The sequence below is a fragment of the Pseudomonas syringae genome, assembly GCF_001698815.1.
GTDB lineage: Bacteria > Pseudomonadota > Gammaproteobacteria > Pseudomonadales > Pseudomonadaceae > Aquipseudomonas > Aquipseudomonas syringae_A.
On sequence record NZ_LGSI01000020.1, the window covers coordinates 164,038 to 185,072 of the forward strand.

Sequence of the window (21,035 nt, forward strand, 5' to 3'; positions counted from 1 at the left end):
GATCAGACTCCTTCAATGAGGCGCTGCCCCAATTCGCGAACCAGTTGCCGACGATAGGCAGCGCTGGCGTGTACATCGTCCTGAGCGTCCAGCGACCAGGCCACTTCGTTCAATGCATCCTTGAGCGTCGCGCCACGGGCCAGGCGTCGATGCTGCGGCCGGTCGCTGACGCCACCGATGCCGAATTCCACTTGTTCCTCACCTATCGCCGCCGCCAGGGCGACCATGGCGAAATCACCGTGACGCATGGCGATTTCCTGGAAACGGTAGGTAATTCCTTCACGCTTGAGGGGGAAGCGCACCTCGACCACCAGCTCGTCGGCACGCTTGTCGGTAGTCAGGATTCCCTGGAAGAACTCGCTGGCTTTGACGCTGCGCTGACCTTTTTTCGATTGCAGAATGATTTCCCCGCCCAGGGTGACCAGACACAACGGCAATTCGGCGCTGGGGTCGGCGTGGGCGACGGACCCGCAGACGGTGCCGCGATTGCGGGTCTGGAAATGCCCGATCCACGGCATGGCCAGGGCCAGCAGCGGCACTTCATCGGTTAATGACGGGCGCTCCAGCAATTGCGCCTGGCGTACCGCTGCGCCCACCGCCAGGCAATCCTGGCGCCGCTCGATGAAGTTAAGGTCTGGCACGTGGTTGATGTCGATCAGCAGTTTTGGCTGGGCCAGGCGCATGTTCAGCACCGCCATCAGCGACTGGCCGCCGGCAATGATTCGGGCCTCCTGGCCATATTCGGCGAGCAGATCGAGCACCTCGCTACGGCTGCTGGCGCGTACGTAGTCGAACGAGGCCGGCTTCATTGCGCACCTCCCTTGCCCAACAGCGCGGAAAGGGTGGCTTTCAAGCGAGTCCACCAGCTGTCGCTGATTGCCTGGCCGGTGACCCGCTGGGAAAGACGGGTGAATATCTGACCGATGATGACTTTCGAAGCACCTTGCAGCATGCGTCCGCCCACCGCTGCGACCTTGCCGCTGACCGAAACCTGATAGTGGTATTCAAGGCTTGTCTGGCCATTTTCCAGTTCGACGAAACGCACTTTGGCGTGGCCGATGGCCGATCCCATCGAGCTGTTGCCCGAGCCGGACAGGCGCAGGGAGTGCGGCGGGTCCAGATCACTGAGGGCCACCTTGGCCTCGAAACGCGCACGAATCATGCCGACGCCCACCGTGACATCGGCGCTGTAGCGGTTTTCGCCTTCCAGTTCCAGTGCATGGCAGCCGGGAATGATCGCCTTGAGGGTTTGCGGATCCAGCAGGGTGTCGAATACCTGTTGCGGCGTGGCGGGAATCACCACCGAATCGCTGGCGCGCAGGGCCGAGCCACCGGCGGGTTCGGCCGGGAAGCTGTCGTCCTGTTCCATGCCTGCGGGCCGCGGTGGCTCGTCGATGCCGATCAGGGTGCGCACCCGTGACGGTGTCAGCGGCAGGCGGATGTCGTCACGACCCAACGCATCGGCCACGGCATTGGCGATGCACACCGGCGTGCTCATGTTGTTGCCTTCGCCGACGCCCTTGGCCCCCAACGGGGTGAAGGGCGAGGGCGTTTCCATGTGCAGGATCAGCGGCTCGATGACTTCCGGGGCGGTGGGCACCAGATAGTCGGCGAAGGTGCCGGACAGGAAACTGCCATCGGCGCCGTAGGCGAATTCTTCCATCAGTGCGGCGCCCAGCCCCTGGGTGAAACCGCCACGGATCTGGCCGTCCACCAGGTCGGGGTTGAGCATGCGTCCGGCGTCGTGACTGGTGATGTAGCGATCGATATGGATGGCGCCGGTGACCGGATCGATTTCCAGGGCGCAGATATCGAAGACGAACCCGTAGCACAGTGAGCTGTTGACCAGGTCCGCGTCATCTGGCGCGGTCAACTGCGGCGGCGACCAGAATGCCGTTTCACGCATGCCGCCGGACTCACCCTCAGGCAGCAAGCCCGGTGCCCAGTGCGCTGCACCGGCGATCCGGTGAAAGGGCGCGCCAGGACCGTCCACCACGAAGACCTTGCCACCGGCAAAGCGCACGTCCTGGGCGTCAACCTTGAGTTGCACGGCGGCAAGCCTGGCCAGACGATCACGGATCTTGATTGCCGCCTGATACACCACGCCGGCCACGGCCCCGGCAAAGCGACTGGAGTAGTTGCCCGAGGCAATCGACCAGGCGTCTTTCTGGGTGTCGAGCTCGACGTTGACGATGATCGATTCCAGGGTCACGCCCAGCACTTCGGCCACCACTTGTGCGACGGCGGTCTGATGGCCCTGGCCCTGAGGCGTGGAGGACACATGCACCGTCACGTCACCCAGCGGCCCGACCGTGATGGTGGCGGTGCTCACCGCACCGTTTTTCGGACCGGCCTTGCCGCGCTCTTCAACGGTCATGGCGGTGGTGATGTAGCCCATGTTGGATATCGACGGTTCGACCACAGCGGCATAGCCGATGCCGTAGATCCGGCCTTCGGCGCGCGCCTTGGCGCGGCGCTGGATCAGTTCGGCCAGCCCGCCATCGTTGACCGCCAGGGCGATGCCCGCCTGGTAATCGCCGGAATCCAGCAACGCGCCGGCTGCGGCCCGGTAGGGGAAGGCGTCGGCAGGCACCAGATTGCGGCGAATCACTTCCAGAGGATCGAGCTTGAGCTGCACGGCGATGTGCTGCATCAGTCGCTCCAGGGCGAAATAGACTTGTGGCCCACCGAAACCACGGTTCAGGCCGGTAGGGGTTTTGTTGGTCAGTACCACCCGGTTGCGGACCAGCAGATTGCGTACGGCGTAGGCCCCGGTTAGGTTGCCGTGCATGCGATAGAACGTGGCCGGTTCCGGGGCGCGCAGGTAGGCTCCGCAGTCATCAATCTGGTCATAGCGCAAGGCAGTCACCCGACCATCGGCGTCCACCGCCGCTTCGATTTCAGTGACGCGGTTGGTGGCAGATGAAGCGCCCTGCAAGTGTTCCAGACGATCCTCGACCCACTTCACCGGCGCACCGACCTTGCGAGCGGCCAGGCCCATCATCACCACATAGGGAAAGACTCCCTGCTTGATGCCGAAGCTGCCACCGGAGTCCTTGGGGGTGCGCAGACGCAGACGATTGCCGGGCACGTTCAAGGCTCGGGCCATTACCGTATGCAGCGCGTACGGACCCTGGAAATTGGCCATGACGTCATACACGCCTGTGGTGCGCTCAAATTGCGCGAGGACCACATAACATTCGATTGGCGTACAGGAGCTGCGCGGATACTGAATCTTCAGCGAGATTCGATGGGCTGCGGACTCGAAAGCCTGTTCGGGCTCGCCGTAGCGAAAATGACGTTCGTTGACAACGTTGCTCCCGACAGCTTCGTGGAGCAACGGCGCCTGTTCACCGGTCGCTGCCTCGGGATCGATGATCGGCGGCAGCGGCTCATAATCAACGCGCACCGCTTCGATGGCGTCCTCGGCCAGATAACGATTCTCGGCAATCACCACCGCAACCGGCTCGCCGACGTACCGCACCTTGTCGACAGCAATGCACCAATGCTCCATGGGTTGACGCACGCCAACCGGAAACGGCAGCGCCCAGCGTTTGACGTCTTCGCCGACCAGTACGCCATGGACGCCTTTCATGGTCAGCGCGGTGGTGAAATCGATGGCGGTAATACGGGCATGGGCATGGGGCGAGCGGACGATTGCCGCATGCAAGGTACCGGGCGGGATGGCCGCATCGTCGGCATATCGCTCCAGACCGCGCAGCAGGGCGGCATCTTCGACACGCGCTTGCCGGGCGCCGATATGACCGGTGTTGGCTTGGGTATCAGGCGGATGACTGTTCATGTTCCGGGCTCTTGTTTTTATGCATCGCAGTCATTGAACGTGCGATTGCTTTAGAGCCGAGTGTGAACAATGGGACCGCACAATGCCTTGCCTTGGCTGACGGAGTTCCGCGCGGGAGTCGGAAAATTTGCCCTGGAGTCTGATAGTCGTCAGTACGGACTTCGTCAGCGGCAAGTCAAAACGTCATTTCCTCACTAGAGATCCAGAACCAGAGGCTGGATGCCGCTTTCGCTCTCTGCGGGCACCGCGCAGCAGATCAGCACCATATCGTCTTCCGGCAGTTCTGCCGGCGGGTTGGGGTAGTGGACCTGGCCGCTGATGCGCCGCGTCCTGCAGGTGCCGCACGACCCGCCGCGACAACTGAAGTCGGGGTTCAGGCCACGGCTCTCCGCCAGTTCCAGGAGACTGCCGGCTTGCGGGGTCCAGCGCGCTTCCTTGGCGGAGGTTGCGAAGTACACTGGCACCGGCCCGCTGGCGGGTGGTGGCTGAATCAGGATTGGTCGCTGTGCATCGCCGTGGCGCTCTAGTGTCGAGGGGCCAAAGGCTTCGGCATGGATACGCAGGTCAGGGATATTCAGGCTGCGTAAACCGTCGTACATGTCCTGGGTAAAACTTGCCGGGCCGCACAGGTAGAAGTCGTAGTCGTCGAGCAGCAGGTTAGCTTTGATGTGCTTGAGAGTCAGGCGCCCCGGCACCTCGAAATCCACGCCCAACTGCGCGCTCTCGCCAGCGTTGCTCAACGCGCGCCACAGGTGCAGGAGGCCTGATGCACGCTGCTTGAGTTGCTGGAGCTCGTTTTGAAAGGGCAGGTCGTGCAGGCTTTTACCGCCTTGAAACAGGTAGACGGGCTGACTCCGCTGCTGCTTGTCGATCTGCGCCACCAGCTCCCTTGCCATGGATAACAACGGCGTAATACCTACGCCGGCGCCGATCAGCACGACGGGCCTTTCGCTGTCGGTCTTCAGGGTAAAACTGCCCAACGGATGGCGAATTTCCAGTACGTCGCCTACGTGCAGCTGCTCATGCAAATAGCGCGAGGCAGGGCCCTGGACCTTGACGCTGATGCGCAGATGGTTATCGGAAGGGGCGCTGGACACGCTATAGGTTCTGATCAGCACTTCACTGCCGTTTGGCTGAATGCGAATCGGGATGTGTTGCCCAGGGAGAAAGGTCACCGCCGCGCCATCCAGTGCTTCGATATACAGCGAACGGATGTCCGTGGCTTCCTGCTCCACGCGCACCACGCGCCATTGATGCCATTGCCGACGTCGCTCGATTTCCCGCAGACGTTGGTCGGCATCGGCCCATGTGCCGGTCATCAGGCTGGTGGGCGCAAATTCCTGAAACTGCCAACGCAGCGAGACCGCCCCCGGACGATGCACGACCTGCTCCACATCGAAGGTCCACAGGCGCTCGGCCCCCTCGAAAGCGTTGATCATTGGACTCTCCAAAATCAACTCGGTACGTCCGCTGAGCTGCAGCACGTCGCCGTTGCTGAAGTCGACGAACAGCAGACCGGCCTTGGGGTTGAGCTGCAGATTGCCCAGAGTGTTGAAGTGCAGGTTGCCGGCGTAGTCAGGGATGACCAGACGATTGCCTTGCACCTTGATAAATCCAGGCCTCCCACCGCGATGCGAGACGTCGACCGAGCGCTGCTGGTCGTCGTGCACCACGTAGCTGGCGACGAAGAAGGTGTCGGCGTTATTGATCATCTCGACAGCGCGCAGATCCAGCGAAGCGAGGTCCTGGCGTGGCGGCTTGACGGCCACACTGGAAAGTCGCGTATAGGAGCGGCGCTGGATGTACTGCGGGCAGTTGCCGAACGCATGTTCGACGGCGATTTCCAGGCCTCGCTCCGACGCCTGGGTGATTACCCCGTTGATACGATTTCTGCGTCGCGTGTGCAGCTCGATGCCGAGCATGCCGATGGCATTGCCGGTTTGCAGCCCAGATGCGGCCGGGTCTTGCGGATCTGGCGCGATATCGAGGCTAAGGTGTTTCGGATCGGGGGTGGAGACAAAGCCTTCCGGTCCCTCGATCAGAGTCGCCCAGGGACGATTCTCGGCATCCACCGCGCCGACGATCATGAAAGGCAGCTGGTGATAGAAATCCCGATGCTGGTCGGGGAGGTAATCGCGGATGAACTTCTGGCCGGCGGCCTCCATGCGGTCCGATGCGCCGATCTTTTGTTGCAGCGCGCGCTCACCGGCATGCCAGGGCGAACGGCGGTGTTTAGGGAGGGTTTCCATGAACGGGCACTCCTTGTGGCTGCCGGAGCGTGCCGGCAGCCTTGATCCGGGTTCAGCTCGCCAACAGGCCAGCGGCGGTGGACTGCATGGGCACGAACCCCGGAAGCGCTTCAACCCTCGCCAGCCAGGCGCGCAGGTTCGGGTAGTCCTGGAGCGATACATTCCCTTCTGGCGCATGGGCGATATAGGCGTAGTTGGCGATATCGGCGATGGTTGGCGCTTCGCCAGTGAGGAACTTCGCCGTGCCCAGCTCCGTTTCCATCATCTTGAACAAAGTGTGGGCGCGGTTGATGACTTCTTCAGCATTGAGCGACGCACCAAAAACGGTGATCAGGCGCGCCGCAGCGGGACCGAATGCCACCTGACCGGCAGCCACCGACAGCCAGCGTTGCACCCGTGCCGCCGCGACGGGATCCTCCGGCAGCCAGCGACCGCCGCCGTAGGTTTTTGCCAGGTAGACCAGAATCGCGTTGGAATCGCTGAGCACGGTACCGTTGTCATCGATCACTGGCACTTGGCCGAATGGGCTCAGTTTGAGGAACTCGGCTTGCTTGTGCGCGCCTTTGGCGAGGTCGACGAACACCAGCTCGGTCGGCAGCTCAAGCAGCGAGAGCAACAGTTCCACACGGTGGGCGTGACCGGAAAGTGGGTGGCGGTACAGTTTGATCGCGTGTTGAGGCATGTCGGAAACTCCGTATCCAGTGGGTGGGGCTTGCCGCAGCAAGCCGGTCGGGCTGTGTTGATACGGCATGCTGCGCCTGGATGCGGCAGAGCAGAATCACCATGACGGGCAATCCATGATTTCAGTTTCTGCAACAAAGACGCCCGGGGCCGCCTGGCGGTTGTCAGGCCTGCAAAGCCGGATGAAGGCGTAGACGCGGCACTGCAAAGTCGATGAAGGTGCGCACCCGTGCGCTGGCTTTACGTCCTTCACGGTAGATAAGCTGCGCCGGCAGATCGGGCGCCGTGAAGGCTTGCAATACGGGTTCAAGCCGCCCGGATTGCAGCTCCTGATGGACCTCGTAGCTCATGCAGTGGATCAGCCCCAGTCCGCAAGCTGCGGCGTGGATCGCGCCCTGCTGAGTCGTGCAGGTAAGAATTTGCCTCGTCCTGACCGTGTGCATGGAGGTGTCGCCGTGCAAACGCCAGTCGGGCCCGTGACCTGTCGATGTCGCGAGGATGGTCCGATGCGTGCGCAGATCATCGGCCGTTTCGGGTCGTCCCCATTGGGCAAGGTAGGCAGGCGAGCCGCAGATGATCGGCCTGACTGTGCCGATCGATACGGCGAAATTGGATGAGTCGGGAAGATGACCGACCACCAGCGCGACATCGATACCTTCCTCCAGCAGCTTGGGCATGCTTTCGCGGGCGAGGGTCAGCAGTTGCACGTCGGGGAATGTATCCAGGTATTCCACTGCCAATGGTGTGAACACCTGGTTGGCCATCAGCAAGGGTAACGCGACCGTCAACTTGCCGGTGGGGCGGCTATGCAGCCCTGCGGCCGACCGCTCGGCCTCGGCGGTTTCCTCCAGGATAAGCCGACAACTGGCGGCGAACTGTTCACCCGCACGGCTCAGGCTTATCCCACGGGGGCCGCGCAACAACAGTATGGTTCCCAGGCGTGTTTCCAGTGCTGTTACTGTGCGGATGATGGTGGCCGGCGACAAAGCGAGGCTGCGCGCCGCCGATGCCAGGCTGCCCGCCTGGACCACTGCGGCGAAGACTTCTATCTGCCGGTAGCGGCTCATCAGTTACGGCGTCCCCGGTTGTTGCAAGGCCGAATCGTCCGCAAGCCTGCTGTAACAGTGGTCGACAAAGGTCCGCACCCTGGCCGAAACCTGCCTGCCGCTCTGGTAAAGGATATGCACCGGCAATGGCGGGGTACCAAATTCCGCAAGCACAATCTCAAGCTCACCCTTGGCCACGGCGTCCGCTACCTGATAGGAAAGAACGCGGGTAAAGCCCCACCCCAAACGCGCGGCGTTGATGGCCGCCTGATTGGAACTGACCACCAGACGGGGTTGCGGAGTGAGCACAATGGCCTCATCCGGGCCGCCGAACTGCCAGTGGGTCAGCAAGCTGCTGGCAGAGGACATGACAACCGCCGCGCCCTGCATATCCTGCGGATGAGCGGGGCGGCCGACGCGATCAAGAAACGCGGGTGCGGCACAGATTACCGAGCGAATTTCCCCCACCTTCAGCGCATGGAAACTTCCTTCGGGGAGCTGTCCGATTCGTATGGCGACATCCACCCCCTCGTCGGCCATGCTCACCAGGCGATCCACCAGCAGGGCATTGACAGCAACTTCGGTGTGCGCCGTCAGATATTCCGCAATCAGCGGAATCAGGAACAACTCGCCGAACATCACGGGTGCGGTAACCGTCAAGCTACCCCGCGCGCGCAGGCTGCTGCCGGAGGCAAGCTCTTCTGCCTCTTCGAGCTCCAGCAATATGCGCTTGCAGTCCTCCACATAACGCCGGCCGGCTTCGGTTAGCCGAAGCGTGCGCGAATTGCGTGCGAGCAGCAGCGTGCCAAGTCGGCTCTCCAAAGCAGCGATGGCGCGTGTCACACTTGACGGCGACATGCCCAAAATCTTGCCCCCACCGCCGAAACTCTTCGCCTCGGTAACGGCCAACAGCACTTTCATTTCCTGGAACCTGTCCACGGCCATCTCCGCATTAAGCATCAGCAGGAAGAGAAGATTAGTTTGTCTGGCTGATGACTGTGTGCATTTCGCAGCTCTAGAAAGATTGAGGGGGGGGTGGCTGCTCATTGCCACCAGGGTGGTTGCGGGACGAATTGGTCCTGGAGGAAACGTAAGAAGTTGCGGGTTCGAGCGGGCAGCCCCTCACGTTGATGGGTCAGTGCCACGACATTGGCATCCGGCAGCTTCCAGCCCGGCAGCAGCCGGATCAGCGTGCCATCCGCCAAAGCATCGGCAACGTCCCATTCCGAACGCATGATGACGCCATGACCTTCGCACGCCCACTGGCGAATGACACTTCCTTCATTGCAGCTCAATGCCGGGCGGACGCGCACGCTGATAGTTTTACGCGCCCGCGTGAAATGCCAGAGCGTTACGTCTTCGTTGTTTTCGCGCAGTGCAATGCACGGCAGGCTTGCCAGCTGTTCAGGATGTTCAGGCAGGCCATGCTGTTCAAGAAAGGCAGATGACGCGCACACGTAGCGTCGGTTGGGGGCAATGGAATGGCACACCAGATTGGACGCGTGGAGTTCGCCAATATGGATGACGACATCAAACCGATCGGCCACTTCGACCATCGGCCGTTCAGACAAACTCAAGGCTATCTCGACTTCCGGGTGCTGGCGTTGAAACGCTGCCACTGCAGGCGCCACATACAGCCGTCCAAAGCCGAATGGTGCGTTGATTTTCAGCTTGCCGACAAAGCCACTGCGCCGCTCATGCAAATCCGCCAGCAGGTTATCGAATTGCTCGACCAACTCTGCTCCCCGCAGGCACAAAAGCTCGCCTTCATCGGTGAAGCGCAGCTGCCGGGCTGACCGATCCAGCAAGCGGATGGACAGTTTCTTTTCCATTTGCTGCAGCCGCTGGGTCACTGCCGAGGGTGTCAATCCCAGCTTGCGCGACGCAGCCAGCAAACTCTCACTTTCCCGGATGACCAGCAGAAAGCGGATATCGAGTGTTTCATTCATTAAGTTTCACTGAATATTAGAGTTAGCAATATTAAATTTTAATCTAAATCTGGAGGCTTAGAATAGCGCCATTCCAGGAGACCACCCATGTCAGCACTCAACACTACTATCGAAACGCCGGCCTTGCTGCTGGACTGTGATCGTCTCGACGCCAACATTCAGCGGATGCGCAATAAACTGGCGCCGTTCAATGTGGTATTACGTCCTCACGTGAAGACCAACAAGTCGCTGGAAGTTACCGAGCGCCTGTTTGCCGGTGGGCGTGGGCCGATTACTGTTTCCACCCTGCGCGAGGCGGATTTCTTTTTCGAAGCAGGGTTTACCGACATCCTGTACGGGGTTGGCATTGCGCCCAACAAATTTGCTCATGCTGCCGCGTTGATCCACAAAGGCGCGGCACTCAAGCTGGTGCTCGACAATCTGCAGACCGCCAGGCAACTGGCCGAATTCGCGCAAACTACGGATCATGTCTTTGATGTCCTGCTGGAAGTCGACTGCGACGGTCATCGCTCCGGCCTTGGTCCGCAATCACCGTTGCTGGTAGAAATCGCCCAGTTGTTGAGCGCCAGTGGCGTCAGGGTCAGCGGCTTGATGACTCACGCCGGCAAGTCCTACGACTGCCAGTCAATCGCGCAGATCGAGGCGTGCGCCCGGCAGGAGCGCGCGGCAATTATCGAAAGCAGCCAGGTGCTGACCCGCGCAGGTTTCAACCTGTCGATCATCAGTATTGGTTCAACACCCACAGCGTTGTTCACCCAGGATTTATCAGGGGTGACCGAAGTTCGCGCGGGTGTGTTCGCATTCTTCGATCTGGTCATGGCGGGCCTGGGTGTGTGTCAGGTGCAGGATATTGCCGTCTCGGTCCTGACGTCTGTCATCGGTTACCAGGCTGAAAAAGGCTGGATCATCACGGATGCGGGATGGATGGCACTTTCTCGTGATCGGGGTACCGCCAAACAGGCCATCGATCAAGGCTATGGCATCGTGTGCGACGCCGCCGGCCAGCCGATTGGCGACCTGATCGTCAGCGCAACCAACCAGGAACACGGAATCATTTCATCGCGATCCGGCAAGCTCGATCCCTCGAGTTTTCCGCCCTTGGGCACTCTGCTGCGAATCCTGCCGAACCATGCTTGCGCGACCTCGGCGCAGCACGCCGGGTACCACGTTCTGAGCGAAGGACGAAGCCTGGGTTTCTGGCCACGTATCTCGGGCTGGTGATTCTTCAAGTCGAGTTCAAAGCTTTCATCGATCAAGGAGGGGCAAATGAAGTTGATCACAGCACAAAAACTGCCTGCGCCAGGCGGGCATTACTCACACGGGGTGCTGGCAGGAAAGCTTCTATTCATTTCCGGCCAGTTGCCGTTTCTGCCAGGCGTACAAGCATTTCCCGAGGGAATAAACGCCCAGTGTATTCAAGCGATGGCAAATGTTGAGGCTGTGCTCCAGGCGGCGGGAGCTTCCCTGGATCATCTGGTCAATGTGCAGATTTACATTGTTGATGTGGCTGACTGGCCGATCGTCAATTCGACTTACTCGGCGCTGATGGGCGCGCATCGACCTGCGCGGGTGATCATCCCCTGTGGGCCACTCCATCATGGCGCCTTGGTGGAAATATCAGCAGTGGCTGAAATTGAATAACTCTTAGAAAAGGGCAGTGATTATGAAATCAAGTGGCAATGTTCAGCATGCTCCTCAACCTGCGGCTGCGGTGCAACTCGTTCTGTTCGACTTGCTCACCGCGTTACTGGATTCGTGGACGCTGTGGAATTGCGTCGCAGGCTCCGAGGAAATGGGGCGCACGTGGCGTATGGCTTATTTGAAAGCCACTTACGGCTGTGGCACCTATCGACCTTATGAAACGCTGGTCGAGGAGGCCGCCATCAGTGTGGGATTGGGTAAGGAGGCTGCGGAAAATCTGGAGGCGCGCTGGACGGAGTTGCAACCGTGGCCTGAGGCCAAACGCGTTCTGAGCGAATTGGCACCGCACTACAAACTGGGCGTGGTCACCAACTGTTCGGAGAAGTTGGGACGCATTGCCGCGGATCTTCTGGGCGTGCCGTTCGATGTGATTGTCACTTCTGAACAGGCCGGTTTCTACAAGCCTGATCCGCAACCTTACCGGCTCGCGCTGCAAATCGCGGGAGTAGAGCCCGCTAACGCTCTTTTCGTGGCCGGTTCAGCCTACGATCTGTTTGGAACGCAGAAAGTCGGTTTGCCAACCCTCTGGCATAACCGGATAGGGCTCGATGCCCCCGCCGGTGCGCCTGCTCCGTTATTCATGCGTCCGACACTCGATAGCCTGGTTCAGGACATTGCAGCCCTGAGCGCACAGCGCTCTGAATGTCACGACTGACCGGGGAGCGCACTCAGCGTTGATTAAGCACCGTCACATACGCGCTGAACATATCGGCCATTGCATCAGCGTAGGCAGTGATTTCGGCAGCAGTATGAGGGCTTTCCGAGAAGTCCTTTCCCACCGTACTGAAGGTCGTGGAAATCAAATCGCAGGCCAGGGCGCGGGTTGTTTCAGGGACCTCAGGGAGCAATTCAAGCATGAAGGTTTGGAAAATCTGCTCCCCCGTCGCTCGAACCTCATGTGCTTCGGGTGCGTCCCGGTAAAGCGGCGCGGCGTCATTGAGGGCAACCCGCATCTGCGCTTCTTCGCACTCCGAACGAATAAAGGTATGCACCAGCGTCCGCAACCGCTCAAGGGGCGGCTTGTTCATGTCATTGAGGATCGCGCATAGCATTTGCGTGGTTTGCTGCCATTCATCGCTCTGCAGTCGAAACAGGATGGCGGCCTTGTTGGGGAAGTATTGATACACCGAGCCAATGCTGACGCCTGCCTTTTCCGCGACGCGGGCCGTGGTGAAACGCGCGGCACCTTCTTTGGCCAAAACCTGAATAGCCGCTTCGAGTATGGTCGCCACCAGCTCGGTCGAGCGCGCCTGTTTGGGCTGTTTACGTGAGGAAATCTGCGCGGTCTGGCGAATGGTCATGGGACGTTCCTGCGTCGGTGCTAATGCGAATAGCGAATGTGACGAATCGCTCGCATAATTTAATGCGACGAATTAGTCGCATATTAGCCCGGCGCCTTGAGGCGCTCAACCTTGAAACGGGAAGCTACCATGAACACTCTTACTGCAGCGCCGATGGCCCCGCTGATTGAACGCCTGTACGCTCGCGCCAACGCCGCCACCAGCGACGTTTTCAGCACGATCTCTGCTGATGAGCGTGAACGTCTCATGCGCAGCAAGGCAGACTATCGGGAACTCTATGGCCTGTTGAAGGACCTGTGGCTACCGGTCTCGCGCGACACCGGTAAATTGTTGTACATGCTGGCGCGCAGCGCGAAGGCGTGGTCCATTGTCGAGTTCGGCACTTCGTTCGGGCTCTCGACCTTGCACTTGGCCGCCGCCCTGCGGGACAACGGCGGCGGTATGCTGATTACGAGTGAATTCGAAGCGTCGAAAATTGCCGTGGCCCGCGAGCACCTGATTGAAGGCGGGGTAAGCGACCTGGTGGACATTCGCGAGGGCGATGCACTTGTCACTCTGGCCGCTGATCTGCCTGATGCCGTCGACTTGCTGCTGCTTGACGGCGCGAAGGCGCTTTATAACGATGTGCTGAGCCTGGTCGAAAGCCGCCTCAAGCCGGGAGCCGTGGTGGTGGCCGACAACACCGATTACTGCCCGCAATACCTGGCCTACGTTCGTTCGCCGCAAAACGGTTACCTGTCCGTGCCCGTCGGCGAGGATGTCGAGCTGTCAGTGCGCCTGAGCTAATACCCTATCGATGGAGGATTGGACCATGCACGTATTTGTTACGGGAGCCACCGGTTGGGTGGGTTCCGAGGTGGTAAAAGATTTGCTCAACGCCGGTTATCTGGTGACAGGGCTGGCCCGTTCCGACGACAAGGCCAAAGCGCTGGCAGCCACGGGCGCGAAAGTGCTGCGCGCCACGCTCGATGACCTGGACAAACTGCGGCGTGCCGCCTGGATGGCAGACGCGGTCATCCATACCGCTTTCAATCATGACTTTTCGAGATTTGCCGAGAATTGCCAGCAAGACCGGCAGGTGATCGAGGCGTTGGAAAACTCCTTGAAAGGCTCCGACTGCCCGCTGCTTGTCACCTCAGGTTTGTCCGGACTGCCCCGGGGCGCGACCGAGGCGCAGCAGCCCAACGCGTTATCCCCACGCAAGTCCGAAGCCGCCGCCAGGTCCTTGGCTGAGCGAGGCATACGTGCGGCGACGGTGCGGCTTGCGCCCTCGGTCCATGGGTTGGGTGACCATGGTTTCCTGCCCATCCTGATCCGGCTGGCCCGGGAGACGGGCGTGTCGGCTTACATCGGTGACGGACAAAATTGCTGGTCTGGCGTTTGTCGAACGGACGCCGCGCAGGTCTATCGGCTGATCCTGGAGCAGGGCGTCACTTCGGCGGCGTATCACGCGGTCGCTGACGAAGCCGTGCCGTTCAAGGCCATTGCCGAGGTTATCGGGCGACGGCTCGGCTTGCCGGTGGAGTCCAGAGAGCCGACGCACTTTGGCTGGTTCGCCACGATGGCAGGCGCCGACATGGCGGTATCCAGCGCCCACACGCGAGCATTGCTTGGCTGGACACCCAGCGGCCCCGATCTGCTGACGGATCTGGATCAACCTGACTATTTCACCCTCTGAAAGGACGCTTTCCATGGCGCAACAACGCAGCGAGCATTGTTCGGCTTCGGTGCTACACGCGCCTTCGGTTATCAATGTGCTCTCGCTGGGGATCAGCATTCCGCTGGCCGGCGTCCTGGCGGGTGTGGCGGGGGTTGCGTCGGTGTATCTGGCGGGAGCTGTGACGGTTGCCCTGTCGGTGGTCGCGGCGTTGGTACTGCTTTGCGAAACGCATGGAGGAGGGCGTCAGGCTTGAAATACAAGGCGTTGCTCGACAGAATCGCCCCCCGATCCGGCCAAAATTGCCGGGCGGTCGTGGTGAAAAGGGGCTGCAGTTGAATCAACAGACATTGTCCATGCGCCTGGAACGCGTTGCGGCGCATGTGCCGGCCGGTGCGCGTCTGGCCGATATCGGCTCGGATCACGGCTATCTGCCGGTGGCGTTGATGCGTCGAGGCGCAATCGCGGCAGCGGTGGCCGGTGAGGTGGCATTGACGCCATTCCACGCGGCGCAACGCACCGTGCACGAGAGCGGCCTGGACCAGCGGATCACCGTGCGCCTGGCCAATGGCCTGGCGGCGATCGAGCCGGGCGATGCAATCACCGCGATCAGCATGTGCGGCATGGGTGGCGAGACGATCCGCGACATCCTCGACAGCGGCAAGGCGCACCTGAACGGCCAGGAGCGCCTGATCCTGCAGCCCAACGGCGGCGAGCAGCCATTGCGTCAATGGCTGATGGACAATGGTTACTGCATCCTCTGCGAAGAAGTACTGCGGGAGAACCGCTTCGATTACGAAATCATCGTCGCCGAGCGCTCCGGGCCGGTGAAATACACCGCCGAAGAACTGTACTTCGGCCCGCTGCAGATGCAGGCACGCAGCCCGGCGTTCCTGTTCAAGTGGCAACGCCTGCTGCGCCTGAAGCAGCGGACCCTGAGCCAATTCGCCCGGGCGCAGCAGGCCGTGCCCGAAGAGAAAGTGCTGGAAGTCGCGCGGCATGTCCGGTGGATCACCGAACTGCTGGCTTGAGCCTGGACGAAGCGAAGCACACTTTGAACCGGCCTTGCTTCGCTGCCATATCTGACTCGGATTCAGCCGGGCCGCTGCCAGTATTCAAGCGATGGGATAGCGTTGGAACAGTTCAGTCTGTTCCAGGCTCTCGGCAAATGCGCGGATCGCAGGGAAGTCCTCGGACTTGACGAGGTCGGGCACCATCAACTGAGTGAACGACCATGCAACCGCAGTGCTGATCGCCGCCTGGTCCGGCCGAGGATCTCGCGGCGGTTCGGCTGTGGTGATCTGTGTTTCCAGCTCATCACAAGCGGCCAGCAGCTGCCGGGTGATGCGCTCCACCCAAGGCTGGTGCAGCTTTTGCGCGGGTCGCAGCTTGTGCTCGTAGACCACTTGCACGGCTTTTTCGCAGGCCGCCAATGCCAGCCCCACGGTGCGCAGGGCCACACCTCGAGCCTGTGGTTGCTGTGGCAACAGCTTGGCAGCCGGGGCGCTGGCAGCTTCGAAGTAGTCAATGATCAGCGTCGAATCCATCAGTACCGTACCGTCGTCGAGCGACAGTGTCGGCGCTTTGACCACCGGATTGATCTGGGCAAACGCCTCGAACGTGCTGAACACGGACAACGGCTCATGTTCGAATTCGACCCCGAACAAGTCCAGGGAAATGGCGACTCGGCGAACATAGGGTGAATCCAGCATGCCCCAAAGCTTCATTTGCTACTCTCCGTCTCGTATGACCAAATATTTACAATGCCTTACATTAGCTCGCTATTACTGACTAGAATATCGGCAATTATTATCAAAATAGGTAAGTATTTCTTACATGTTCAACATTCCTCCTGCTACCTGTCTGCGCAGTTTCGAAGCGGTGGCAAGATTGGGTAGCGTGAATGCGGCTGCCAGAGAACTGCATGTCACCCACTCGGCCATCAGCCAGCAGATCAAAGTGCTTGAACAGACAATTGGGGTCACCTTGTTCGTGCGCGAGGGGCGAGGGCTTCGGGTCAGCGAAGATGGACGGTTGTACGCCCTGCAGATTCGCGAAGCTCTCGGTGACATCGCTGAAGCAACGCGGTTGATCAAGGCGCAACCCAAGTCCAGCGAGTTGGTCGTTGCTGTTCTGCCGTCGTTCGGATGTAGCTGGCTTGTACCTCGCATCCCGCGTTTCCTGGCGCTGCATCCTGATGTAAGTGTTCGATTGCAGGCCGGTCTGGCGGTGTCCAGTTTGCATAAGGAATCTGTAGACCTGGGCATCCGTATGGGGCGAGGGGACTGGGAAGGTATGGAGAGTCGGTTGTTGTTCCATGACGAAACCCTCGTTGTAGCCGCGCCGCATTTCAACGGTGGAGAGCTTCCGCGAACGCCAGATGAAATCATCAGGAGCACAATCATTTTCAGCATGGAGTCGTGGCAGCCGTGGTGCCGAGCGGCGGGTCTGGATGCAGACGTACCGCGAGCGGGGCTATGCAGCAATGACTCCAACCTCGTGCTGCGGGCGGTCAGCCTTGGCCAGGGTATTGCGCTGGAACGCCGCAGCCTTGTGCACGATGCCATTGTGCAAGGTGAGTTGGTACAACTTACCGAGTTTACCGCGCCTTACCCTTATCCTTATTGGCTCGTAGTGCCCAATCAGCAACGCTCGAAATCGCGGCAACGTGATTTTTCCGAATGGTTGCTCGCAGAGGTCGATGAATACCTGAAGCCTGGATCATCGACATAACAGTCAATGCCCGTCGCGGTGGAGTATGGCTGGGCGCAGTTGCGCCAGTACTGCGCTTTATTGCCCGACAGATTGCAGGTACTGATGCTGGATGCGCTCCAGCTCGCCCGAGTGACGCAGTTGCTCCAAAGCCTTGGCCCAGGCGGCTACCAGTTCGTCGTCACAGTCGCGGCTGAAGGCGATGTATAACGACGAGCGATAAAGCTCGATGGGAATCTGCCGTAGCGTGCCGGGAGCGATGTTCAACTGGCGGCTGTAAAAAACTACCCCCGCATCGGTATCGCCAATGATGATGCTGGTGCGCCCGGCCATTAGCATGCGGTAGAGCTGCAGGTTTTCGGTGGCACTTTTGTCGAGGTTGTTGAAACCCAGCGACGACAGCATATCGGGCACCAGCCCGGCATGCCGCGTAGTGATCCGCGGCGCGTGCAGCAGTTGCTCCAGGGAAGTCACCGGCGGCGCCTTGGCCAACTGATAGGGGTGGATGGACTCTTCCACGATCGGCCCAACCCACTTGTATAACGGCTCACGCTCCGTCGTGCGGAACATGGAATACATGATCGTCCTGGGCCGGGTTTGCAATACGCGGCTGGCTCGCATGCTGGGCAGCAGCACCACTTCAAAGTTATCTCCGGTCAGCGCCATGATGGCCCGGACGATTTCCGTGGTCATGCCGGTCAGCTGGTTGTTCTCTTCGTAGTTGTACGGTGCCCACTCTTCGGTAACGACCTGATACGGCTCGGCCCTGACAAGAGTGCCGAGCAATACACACAACGATGCTGCGGCAAGTGTCCAATGGTTCACGTTTTCTGCCTGGTGGGTTGTTCGGTGTTCCAGGACGGACCGAACAGGCAAGACAAGCATAGACCGGGATGGGCGTCCAATGTCGGGGATGTCACGTACAGGGGCAGAATTGATGGCGCCGCGTTTGTTCTCCAGTCAAGCAATCGACGGCTATTCTCGATAGACCCGATTATCCAGGAGCCCTGATCATGACCCACTCTGAACCACTTACCATCGCCGTATTGCTGGGCTCTGTGCGTTCCGACCGTCAAGGGATAAAAGCCGCGCGCCTGCTTTTGGCGGCGCTTGAACAACGCGGCCATGAGGCGGTATTGGTTGACCCCATGGTGACTCGCTTGCCCCTGCTGGACCGTATGTATAAGGAATACCCGAAAGGCTCGGCACCGGCCGAACTGGAGCAGCTGGCTACGCTTTACCGTCGAGCCGATGGTTTTCTGTTGGTAAGTGCGGAATACAATCACGGGGTACCGCCAGCGTTGAAAAATCTGCTGGATCATTTTCTGGAGGAGTATTTCTGGCGGCCTTCGGCGATAACCTGTTACTCCGCTGGCGGGTATGGGGGCGTGCGGGCGGCCATGCAGCTGCGGATGATCCTCGGGGAGTTGGGCATGCCGAGCATTCCCAGCCTGTTTGCCATTCCTCGTATTGGTGACGCACTGAGTGATGATGGGCAACCCAAAGAGGAGCGCACAACCAAGCAAATGAATAGTTTTCTGGATGAGTTTGAATGGTATGCACAGGCGCTACGGCGCCAGCGAGCGAGCGGCACGCCTTATTAATGTGGGCGGCATTGCCGACTGGCGATAGTGCTGGCGAATAACCTCCGCCATCTCCAGTGCCCCGTCGCCTGCGCTTTGCGAGACGTGAAGCTCGATGGCGAAGTCTGGCAACAAGGGTAGTCCGGAATCGACTCCCAGCTCCTGGAAATCTCCGGGCATAAGCGAGCGTAACCATGGCGTCAAGGCCAGGCCGCTGCGTACAGTGGAAAGCGTGGCATCGACCGAGGCATTTTCGAATACCACACGCCAACTGATGTGGGCCTGGCCCAGCAGTGAAAAAACCGTACGGCGAAACGTGCAGGTTGGCGTCACGAAACACATAGGCAATGGCCGTTGGCGAAACAGTTCGTCCGCTGTGCCGATCCCTTCTACGGAGTTCTGCTCATGATGCTCAGCGGTCACACCACCAACATCGAGTCAGCCTTGGCCAAGGTCAGCCAATACTGGTCGCCACAGATCATCGGTCAGGTCAACGACCAATACATCAAGGTTGCCAAGCTCAAAGGCGAACTGATGTGGCATTCCCATGTCGACGAAGATGAGATGTTCATGGTGGTTTACGGAACCCTCAAGATTCAGTTGGAAGATCGGGACCTCGTCCTCCAGCCTGGTGAGTTTTGCGTCATCCCCAAAGGCGTCCGGCATAATCCGGTGGCGTTGGACGAATGCGGTATCGTGCTGATTGAAACGGTCACCACACTGCATACCGGGAATGAAATCAGCCCGAGAAGCGTGCCTATCGAGCAACAACTGCGATAGGGGCCGACATCAAAAGCATGAGGGCGGGCTCACCATCGAGCTGATGTAGCGTTTCAGCGTCTCTTCACGTGCGGAAGAAACGATGGCCGCGATATAGCCGTCAGGTCGTACAAGTACCCAGTCCCCGGCGGCTAAACCGTAGGCATCGCTGACCTGTCCGCACTCATCGATGACATCCCCGCCTGGCCCGAAAATATGGGTGCGCAAGTGGCTGAGCACTGGCATTGCACAGCGGGATGTCTGGTAACCCAGCAGGGTCCAGTGGGTGCCCTTGAACAATTCGAAAAGCCGTGTCGGCTGTCCTCCGGCGCCGCGAATCTGGGCATCAGGGGCGCGCGCACCGGCGACCAGTTCGCGAGTTCGATCCGTTTGTTGCAAGGACAGTGAAGAGTCGGGGTAGCCGATATCGAGTTGTTGCACTTCACGGCCTCGGCGGTTTTCGCCTGTTTTGGACGCATCGAGCAATTTTATTGCCAGCTTGAGCATGCCCTCAGCGATAGGGCGGCGGCTCCTCCTCGTAGGTATCCAGGAGCTTGTCAGAAGGTCCGGCAAGGGCTGCGGCCAGCTTCCATCCAAGGTTGTAGGAATCCTGAACGCTGGTGTTCAGACCCTGGCCTCCGGTGGGTGGATGAATATGTGCGGCGTCACCCACCAGGAACACGTTACCCACGCGGTAGAAATCGGCCAGACGCGCATTCATGCTGTAGGCGGACGCCCAATGGACCGATTCAATCTCGATATCAGTGCGACCGGTTCGCTCGGTCACCATGACTTCCAGGCCTGCGGCGGATAAATCCACATCGCCTTCAGTGGGAATGGGGGCTTGCAGTTGAAAGAGTTCGGTCCCCGCCAGCGGACATAAATGCAGTTGCTGCGCTCCGGAGCCAAACTGGTGCCATGCGTCCCGGGTCAAGCCTTTGAGGACAATGTCAGCCACTACGGCGCGGATACCCAGTGTCGCGCCTGGAAATCCGATACCCACCGCACTGCGCATAAAGCTGCGACCGCCATCCGCGCCGACCAGATAGCGGGCTTGCAGGATGTTCTCGCCCTCAGGGCTGGCAATTCTGGCCTCGACGCCCTTGTCACTTTGCTTCAGGCCCACCAGCTCGCAAGCGTACTCCGGATAATGGCCCAGCTCGGCCAGTCGCTCGCGCATCACAGCTTCGGTCAGGAATTGAGGGAGCATGAGCGGCTGCTGATAGGGTTCCGAAGGCGTCGCATGGCGGTCGGATTCGACGGTTTCGGGCTTGGTAAAGCTGCCATCCGCCAGATATTTCCGGGCTGGCGGGTACAGGCCCCCGGCGGCTGCGGCGCGATCGATGATGCCCAGATCCTCAAAGACTTCCTGGGTGCGGGGCTGAATGTCTTTGCCTCTTGAGCCATGGAACGGAGCTTCCATTTTTTCCAAAAGACGGAACGCCACGCCACGTCGCGCCAGGTCTATGGCAAGCGTCAAGCCTGCCGCACCCGCTCCGAAAATCAGCACATCGGTGAATGATTTCATGTCGTCGCTTTCCTGATTGAGTGTATTATGCACGCATTAGGAGAAAGGCTATGCCATCGAAGAAAAG

At 60.0% G+C, this 21,035-nt stretch carries 23 protein-coding genes; 10 read left to right on the top strand and 13 right to left on the bottom strand.

Annotation, left to right across the window (positions count from 1 at the left end; all coding sequences use genetic code 11):
- Positions 1 to 2 precede the first annotated feature (2 nt).
- The 7 genes from AFK24_RS05405 to AFK24_RS05435 form a co-directional block, all read right to left on the bottom strand.
- On the bottom strand, positions 3 to 809 hold the full coding sequence (locus tag AFK24_RS05405) for an FAD binding domain-containing protein (protein ID WP_065832259.1): 807 nt from the start codon (positions 807 to 809) through the stop codon (positions 3 to 5).
- Positions 806 to 3,802, bottom strand: coding sequence for a xanthine dehydrogenase family protein molybdopterin-binding subunit (locus AFK24_RS05410; RefSeq protein ID WP_065832260.1), 2,997 nt, complete (start codon positions 3,800 to 3,802; stop codon positions 806 to 808). The genes AFK24_RS05405 and AFK24_RS05410 overlap by 4 nt, the downstream gene beginning before the upstream one ends.
- Before the next feature lie 194 nt (positions 3,803 to 3,996).
- Positions 3,997 to 6,051: a pyridoxamine 5'-phosphate oxidase family protein gene (locus AFK24_RS05415; RefSeq protein ID WP_065832261.1), complete on the bottom strand. Its 2,055-nt coding sequence runs from the start codon at positions 6,049 to 6,051 to the stop codon at positions 3,997 to 3,999.
- A gap of 52 nt (positions 6,052 to 6,103) precedes the next feature.
- Positions 6,104 to 6,733 carry a glutathione S-transferase family protein gene (locus tag AFK24_RS05420; RefSeq protein WP_065832262.1) on the bottom strand — a complete coding sequence of 210 codons (630 nt, stop codon included), beginning with the start codon at positions 6,731 to 6,733 and terminating at the stop codon, positions 6,104 to 6,106.
- 163 nt (positions 6,734 to 6,896) lie between these two features.
- Positions 6,897 to 7,799, bottom strand: coding sequence for a LysR family transcriptional regulator (locus AFK24_RS05425; RefSeq protein WP_065832263.1), 903 nt, complete (start codon positions 7,797 to 7,799; stop codon positions 6,897 to 6,899).
- Positions 7,800 to 7,802: 3 nt separating this feature from the next.
- Entirely contained in the window at positions 7,803 to 8,699 is an 897-nt protein-coding gene (locus tag AFK24_RS05430) for a LysR family transcriptional regulator (protein ID WP_080482043.1), read from the bottom strand.
- A gap of 122 nt (positions 8,700 to 8,821) precedes the next feature.
- Positions 8,822 to 9,727, bottom strand: a complete 906-nt coding sequence (locus tag AFK24_RS05435; RefSeq protein ID WP_065832264.1) for a LysR family transcriptional regulator — start codon at positions 9,725 to 9,727, stop codon at positions 8,822 to 8,824.
- A gap of 87 nt (positions 9,728 to 9,814) precedes the next feature.
- Here AFK24_RS05435 and AFK24_RS05440 point away from each other — a divergent pair, with 87 nt between their 5' ends.
- The 3 genes from AFK24_RS05440 to AFK24_RS05450 are packed head-to-tail and all read left to right on the top strand — an operon-like array spanning position 9,815 to position 12,083.
- A complete protein-coding gene (locus tag AFK24_RS05440; RefSeq protein WP_065832265.1) occupies positions 9,815 to 10,948 on the top strand; it encodes an alanine racemase in 1,134 nt (377 codons plus the stop codon).
- Positions 10,949 to 10,993: 45 nt separating this feature from the next.
- Positions 10,994 to 11,368 carry a RidA family protein gene (locus tag AFK24_RS05445; RefSeq protein ID WP_065832266.1) on the top strand — a complete coding sequence of 125 codons (375 nt, stop codon included), beginning with the start codon at positions 10,994 to 10,996 and terminating at the stop codon, positions 11,366 to 11,368.
- Positions 11,369 to 11,390: 22 nt separating this feature from the next.
- Positions 11,391 to 12,083, top strand: a complete 693-nt coding sequence (locus tag AFK24_RS05450; RefSeq protein WP_065832267.1) for an HAD family hydrolase — start codon at positions 11,391 to 11,393, stop codon at positions 12,081 to 12,083.
- Between the two features lie 13 nt (positions 12,084 to 12,096).
- On the opposite strand, the gene AFK24_RS05455 is transcribed toward AFK24_RS05450, so the two are convergent.
- The gene (locus AFK24_RS05455) at positions 12,097 to 12,729 is read right to left on the bottom strand and encodes a TetR family transcriptional regulator (protein WP_065832268.1); all 633 of its coding nucleotides are present in this window, start codon (positions 12,727 to 12,729) and stop codon (positions 12,097 to 12,099) included.
- A gap of 129 nt (positions 12,730 to 12,858) precedes the next feature.
- On the opposite strand from AFK24_RS05455, the gene AFK24_RS05460 reads away from it, so the two are divergent.
- The 4 genes from AFK24_RS05460 (at position 12,859) to AFK24_RS05475 (ending at position 15,417) form a co-directional block, all read left to right on the top strand.
- On the top strand, positions 12,859 to 13,515 hold the full coding sequence (locus tag AFK24_RS05460) for an O-methyltransferase (protein WP_065832269.1): 657 nt from the start codon (positions 12,859 to 12,861) through the stop codon (positions 13,513 to 13,515).
- Between the two features lie 25 nt (positions 13,516 to 13,540).
- Positions 13,541 to 14,407 (top strand): SDR family oxidoreductase, encoded by an 867-nt coding sequence (locus AFK24_RS05465; protein ID WP_065832270.1) that lies wholly within the window; start codon positions 13,541 to 13,543, stop codon positions 14,405 to 14,407.
- A 13-nt stretch (positions 14,408 to 14,420) separates the two neighbouring features.
- Positions 14,421 to 14,642, top strand: a complete 222-nt coding sequence (locus tag AFK24_RS05470) for a hypothetical protein (protein ID WP_065832271.1) — start codon at positions 14,421 to 14,423, stop codon at positions 14,640 to 14,642.
- Between the two features lie 79 nt (positions 14,643 to 14,721).
- Entirely contained in the window at positions 14,722 to 15,417 is a 696-nt protein-coding gene (locus AFK24_RS05475; RefSeq protein ID WP_346424273.1) for a tRNA (adenine(22)-N(1))-methyltransferase, read from the top strand.
- Positions 15,418 to 15,501: 84 nt separating this feature from the next.
- On the opposite strand, the gene AFK24_RS05480 is transcribed toward AFK24_RS05475, so the two are convergent.
- Positions 15,502 to 16,113, bottom strand: a complete 612-nt coding sequence (locus tag AFK24_RS05480; protein WP_065832272.1) for a glutathione S-transferase — start codon at positions 16,111 to 16,113, stop codon at positions 15,502 to 15,504.
- Positions 16,114 to 16,222: 109 nt separating this feature from the next.
- Between AFK24_RS05480 and AFK24_RS05485 the strand changes: the two genes are divergently transcribed.
- Entirely contained in the window at positions 16,223 to 17,119 is an 897-nt protein-coding gene (locus AFK24_RS05485) for a LysR substrate-binding domain-containing protein (protein WP_065832273.1), read from the top strand.
- Between the two features lie 57 nt (positions 17,120 to 17,176).
- On the opposite strand, the gene AFK24_RS05490 is transcribed toward AFK24_RS05485, so the two are convergent.
- Entirely contained in the window at positions 17,177 to 17,923 is a 747-nt protein-coding gene (locus AFK24_RS05490; RefSeq protein WP_065832274.1) for a substrate-binding periplasmic protein, read from the bottom strand.
- A 188-nt stretch (positions 17,924 to 18,111) separates the two neighbouring features.
- On the opposite strand from AFK24_RS05490, the gene AFK24_RS05495 reads away from it, so the two are divergent.
- Positions 18,112 to 18,702 carry an NADPH-dependent FMN reductase gene (locus tag AFK24_RS05495; protein WP_065832275.1) on the top strand — a complete coding sequence of 197 codons (591 nt, stop codon included), beginning with the start codon at positions 18,112 to 18,114 and terminating at the stop codon, positions 18,700 to 18,702.
- Here AFK24_RS05495 and AFK24_RS30530 read toward each other — a convergent pair.
- Positions 18,667 to 19,104, bottom strand: a complete 438-nt coding sequence (locus tag AFK24_RS30530; protein WP_139110451.1) for a hypothetical protein — start codon at positions 19,102 to 19,104, stop codon at positions 18,667 to 18,669. The genes AFK24_RS05495 and AFK24_RS30530 overlap by 36 nt on opposite strands.
- On the opposite strand from AFK24_RS30530, the gene AFK24_RS05500 reads away from it, so the two are divergent.
- Positions 19,087 to 19,461: a cupin domain-containing protein gene (locus AFK24_RS05500; RefSeq protein ID WP_065832276.1), complete on the top strand. Its 375-nt coding sequence runs from the start codon at positions 19,087 to 19,089 to the stop codon at positions 19,459 to 19,461. The two genes, AFK24_RS30530 and AFK24_RS05500, sit on opposite strands and share 18 nt — an antisense overlap.
- 9 nt (positions 19,462 to 19,470) lie before the next feature.
- Here AFK24_RS05500 and AFK24_RS31475 read toward each other — a convergent pair whose 3' ends face one another.
- Positions 19,471 to 19,947 (bottom strand): hypothetical protein, encoded by a 477-nt coding sequence (locus AFK24_RS31475; RefSeq protein ID WP_240500337.1) that lies wholly within the window; start codon positions 19,945 to 19,947, stop codon positions 19,471 to 19,473.
- 4 nt (positions 19,948 to 19,951) lie between these two features.
- Positions 19,952 to 20,968, bottom strand: coding sequence for an FAD-dependent monooxygenase (locus AFK24_RS05505; RefSeq protein ID WP_240500338.1), 1,017 nt, complete (start codon positions 20,966 to 20,968; stop codon positions 19,952 to 19,954).
- Between the last annotated feature and the right edge of the window lie 67 nt (positions 20,969 to 21,035).

What these genes read in the sequence shown, in the direction of transcription:
- AFK24_RS05405 (WP_065832259.1), bottom strand. Translation starts at nt 809, where the DNA reads ATGAAGCCGGCCTCGTTCGACTACGTACGCGCCAGCAGCCGTAGCGAG.
- AFK24_RS05410 (WP_065832260.1), bottom strand. Translation starts at nt 3,802, where the DNA reads ATGAACAGTCATCCGCCTGATACCCAAGCCAACACCGGTCATATCGGC.
- AFK24_RS05415 (WP_065832261.1), bottom strand. Translation starts at nt 6,051, where the DNA reads ATGGAAACCCTCCCTAAACACCGCCGTTCGCCCTGGCATGCCGGTGAG.
- AFK24_RS05420 (WP_065832262.1), bottom strand. Translation starts at nt 6,733, where the DNA reads ATGCCTCAACACGCGATCAAACTGTACCGCCACCCACTTTCCGGTCAC.
- AFK24_RS05425 (WP_065832263.1), bottom strand. Translation starts at nt 7,799, where the DNA reads ATGAGCCGCTACCGGCAGATAGAAGTCTTCGCCGCAGTGGTCCAGGCG.
- AFK24_RS05430 (WP_080482043.1), bottom strand. Translation starts at nt 8,699, where the DNA reads ATGAAAGTGCTGTTGGCCGTTACCGAGGCGAAGAGTTTCGGCGGTGGG.
- AFK24_RS05435 (WP_065832264.1), bottom strand. Translation starts at nt 9,727, where the DNA reads ATGAATGAAACACTCGATATCCGCTTTCTGCTGGTCATCCGGGAAAGT.
- AFK24_RS05440 (WP_065832265.1), top strand. Translation starts at nt 9,815, where the DNA reads ATGTCAGCACTCAACACTACTATCGAAACGCCGGCCTTGCTGCTGGAC.
- AFK24_RS05445 (WP_065832266.1), top strand. Translation starts at nt 10,994, where the DNA reads ATGAAGTTGATCACAGCACAAAAACTGCCTGCGCCAGGCGGGCATTAC.
- AFK24_RS05450 (WP_065832267.1), top strand. Translation starts at nt 11,391, where the DNA reads ATGAAATCAAGTGGCAATGTTCAGCATGCTCCTCAACCTGCGGCTGCG.
- AFK24_RS05455 (WP_065832268.1), bottom strand. Translation starts at nt 12,729, where the DNA reads ATGACCATTCGCCAGACCGCGCAGATTTCCTCACGTAAACAGCCCAAA.
- AFK24_RS05460 (WP_065832269.1), top strand. Translation starts at nt 12,859, where the DNA reads ATGAACACTCTTACTGCAGCGCCGATGGCCCCGCTGATTGAACGCCTG.
- AFK24_RS05465 (WP_065832270.1), top strand. Translation starts at nt 13,541, where the DNA reads ATGCACGTATTTGTTACGGGAGCCACCGGTTGGGTGGGTTCCGAGGTG.
- AFK24_RS05470 (WP_065832271.1), top strand. Translation starts at nt 14,421, where the DNA reads ATGGCGCAACAACGCAGCGAGCATTGTTCGGCTTCGGTGCTACACGCG.
- AFK24_RS05480 (WP_065832272.1), bottom strand. Translation starts at nt 16,113, where the DNA reads ATGAAGCTTTGGGGCATGCTGGATTCACCCTATGTTCGCCGAGTCGCC.
- AFK24_RS05485 (WP_065832273.1), top strand. Translation starts at nt 16,223, where the DNA reads ATGTTCAACATTCCTCCTGCTACCTGTCTGCGCAGTTTCGAAGCGGTG.
- AFK24_RS05495 (WP_065832275.1), top strand. Translation starts at nt 18,112, where the DNA reads ATGACCCACTCTGAACCACTTACCATCGCCGTATTGCTGGGCTCTGTG.
- AFK24_RS05500 (WP_065832276.1), top strand. Translation starts at nt 19,087, where the DNA reads ATGATGCTCAGCGGTCACACCACCAACATCGAGTCAGCCTTGGCCAAG.
- AFK24_RS31475 (WP_240500337.1), bottom strand. Translation starts at nt 19,947, where the DNA reads ATGCTCAAGCTGGCAATAAAATTGCTCGATGCGTCCAAAACAGGCGAA.
- AFK24_RS05505 (WP_240500338.1), bottom strand. Translation starts at nt 20,968, where the DNA reads ATGAAATCATTCACCGATGTGCTGATTTTCGGAGCGGGTGCGGCAGGC.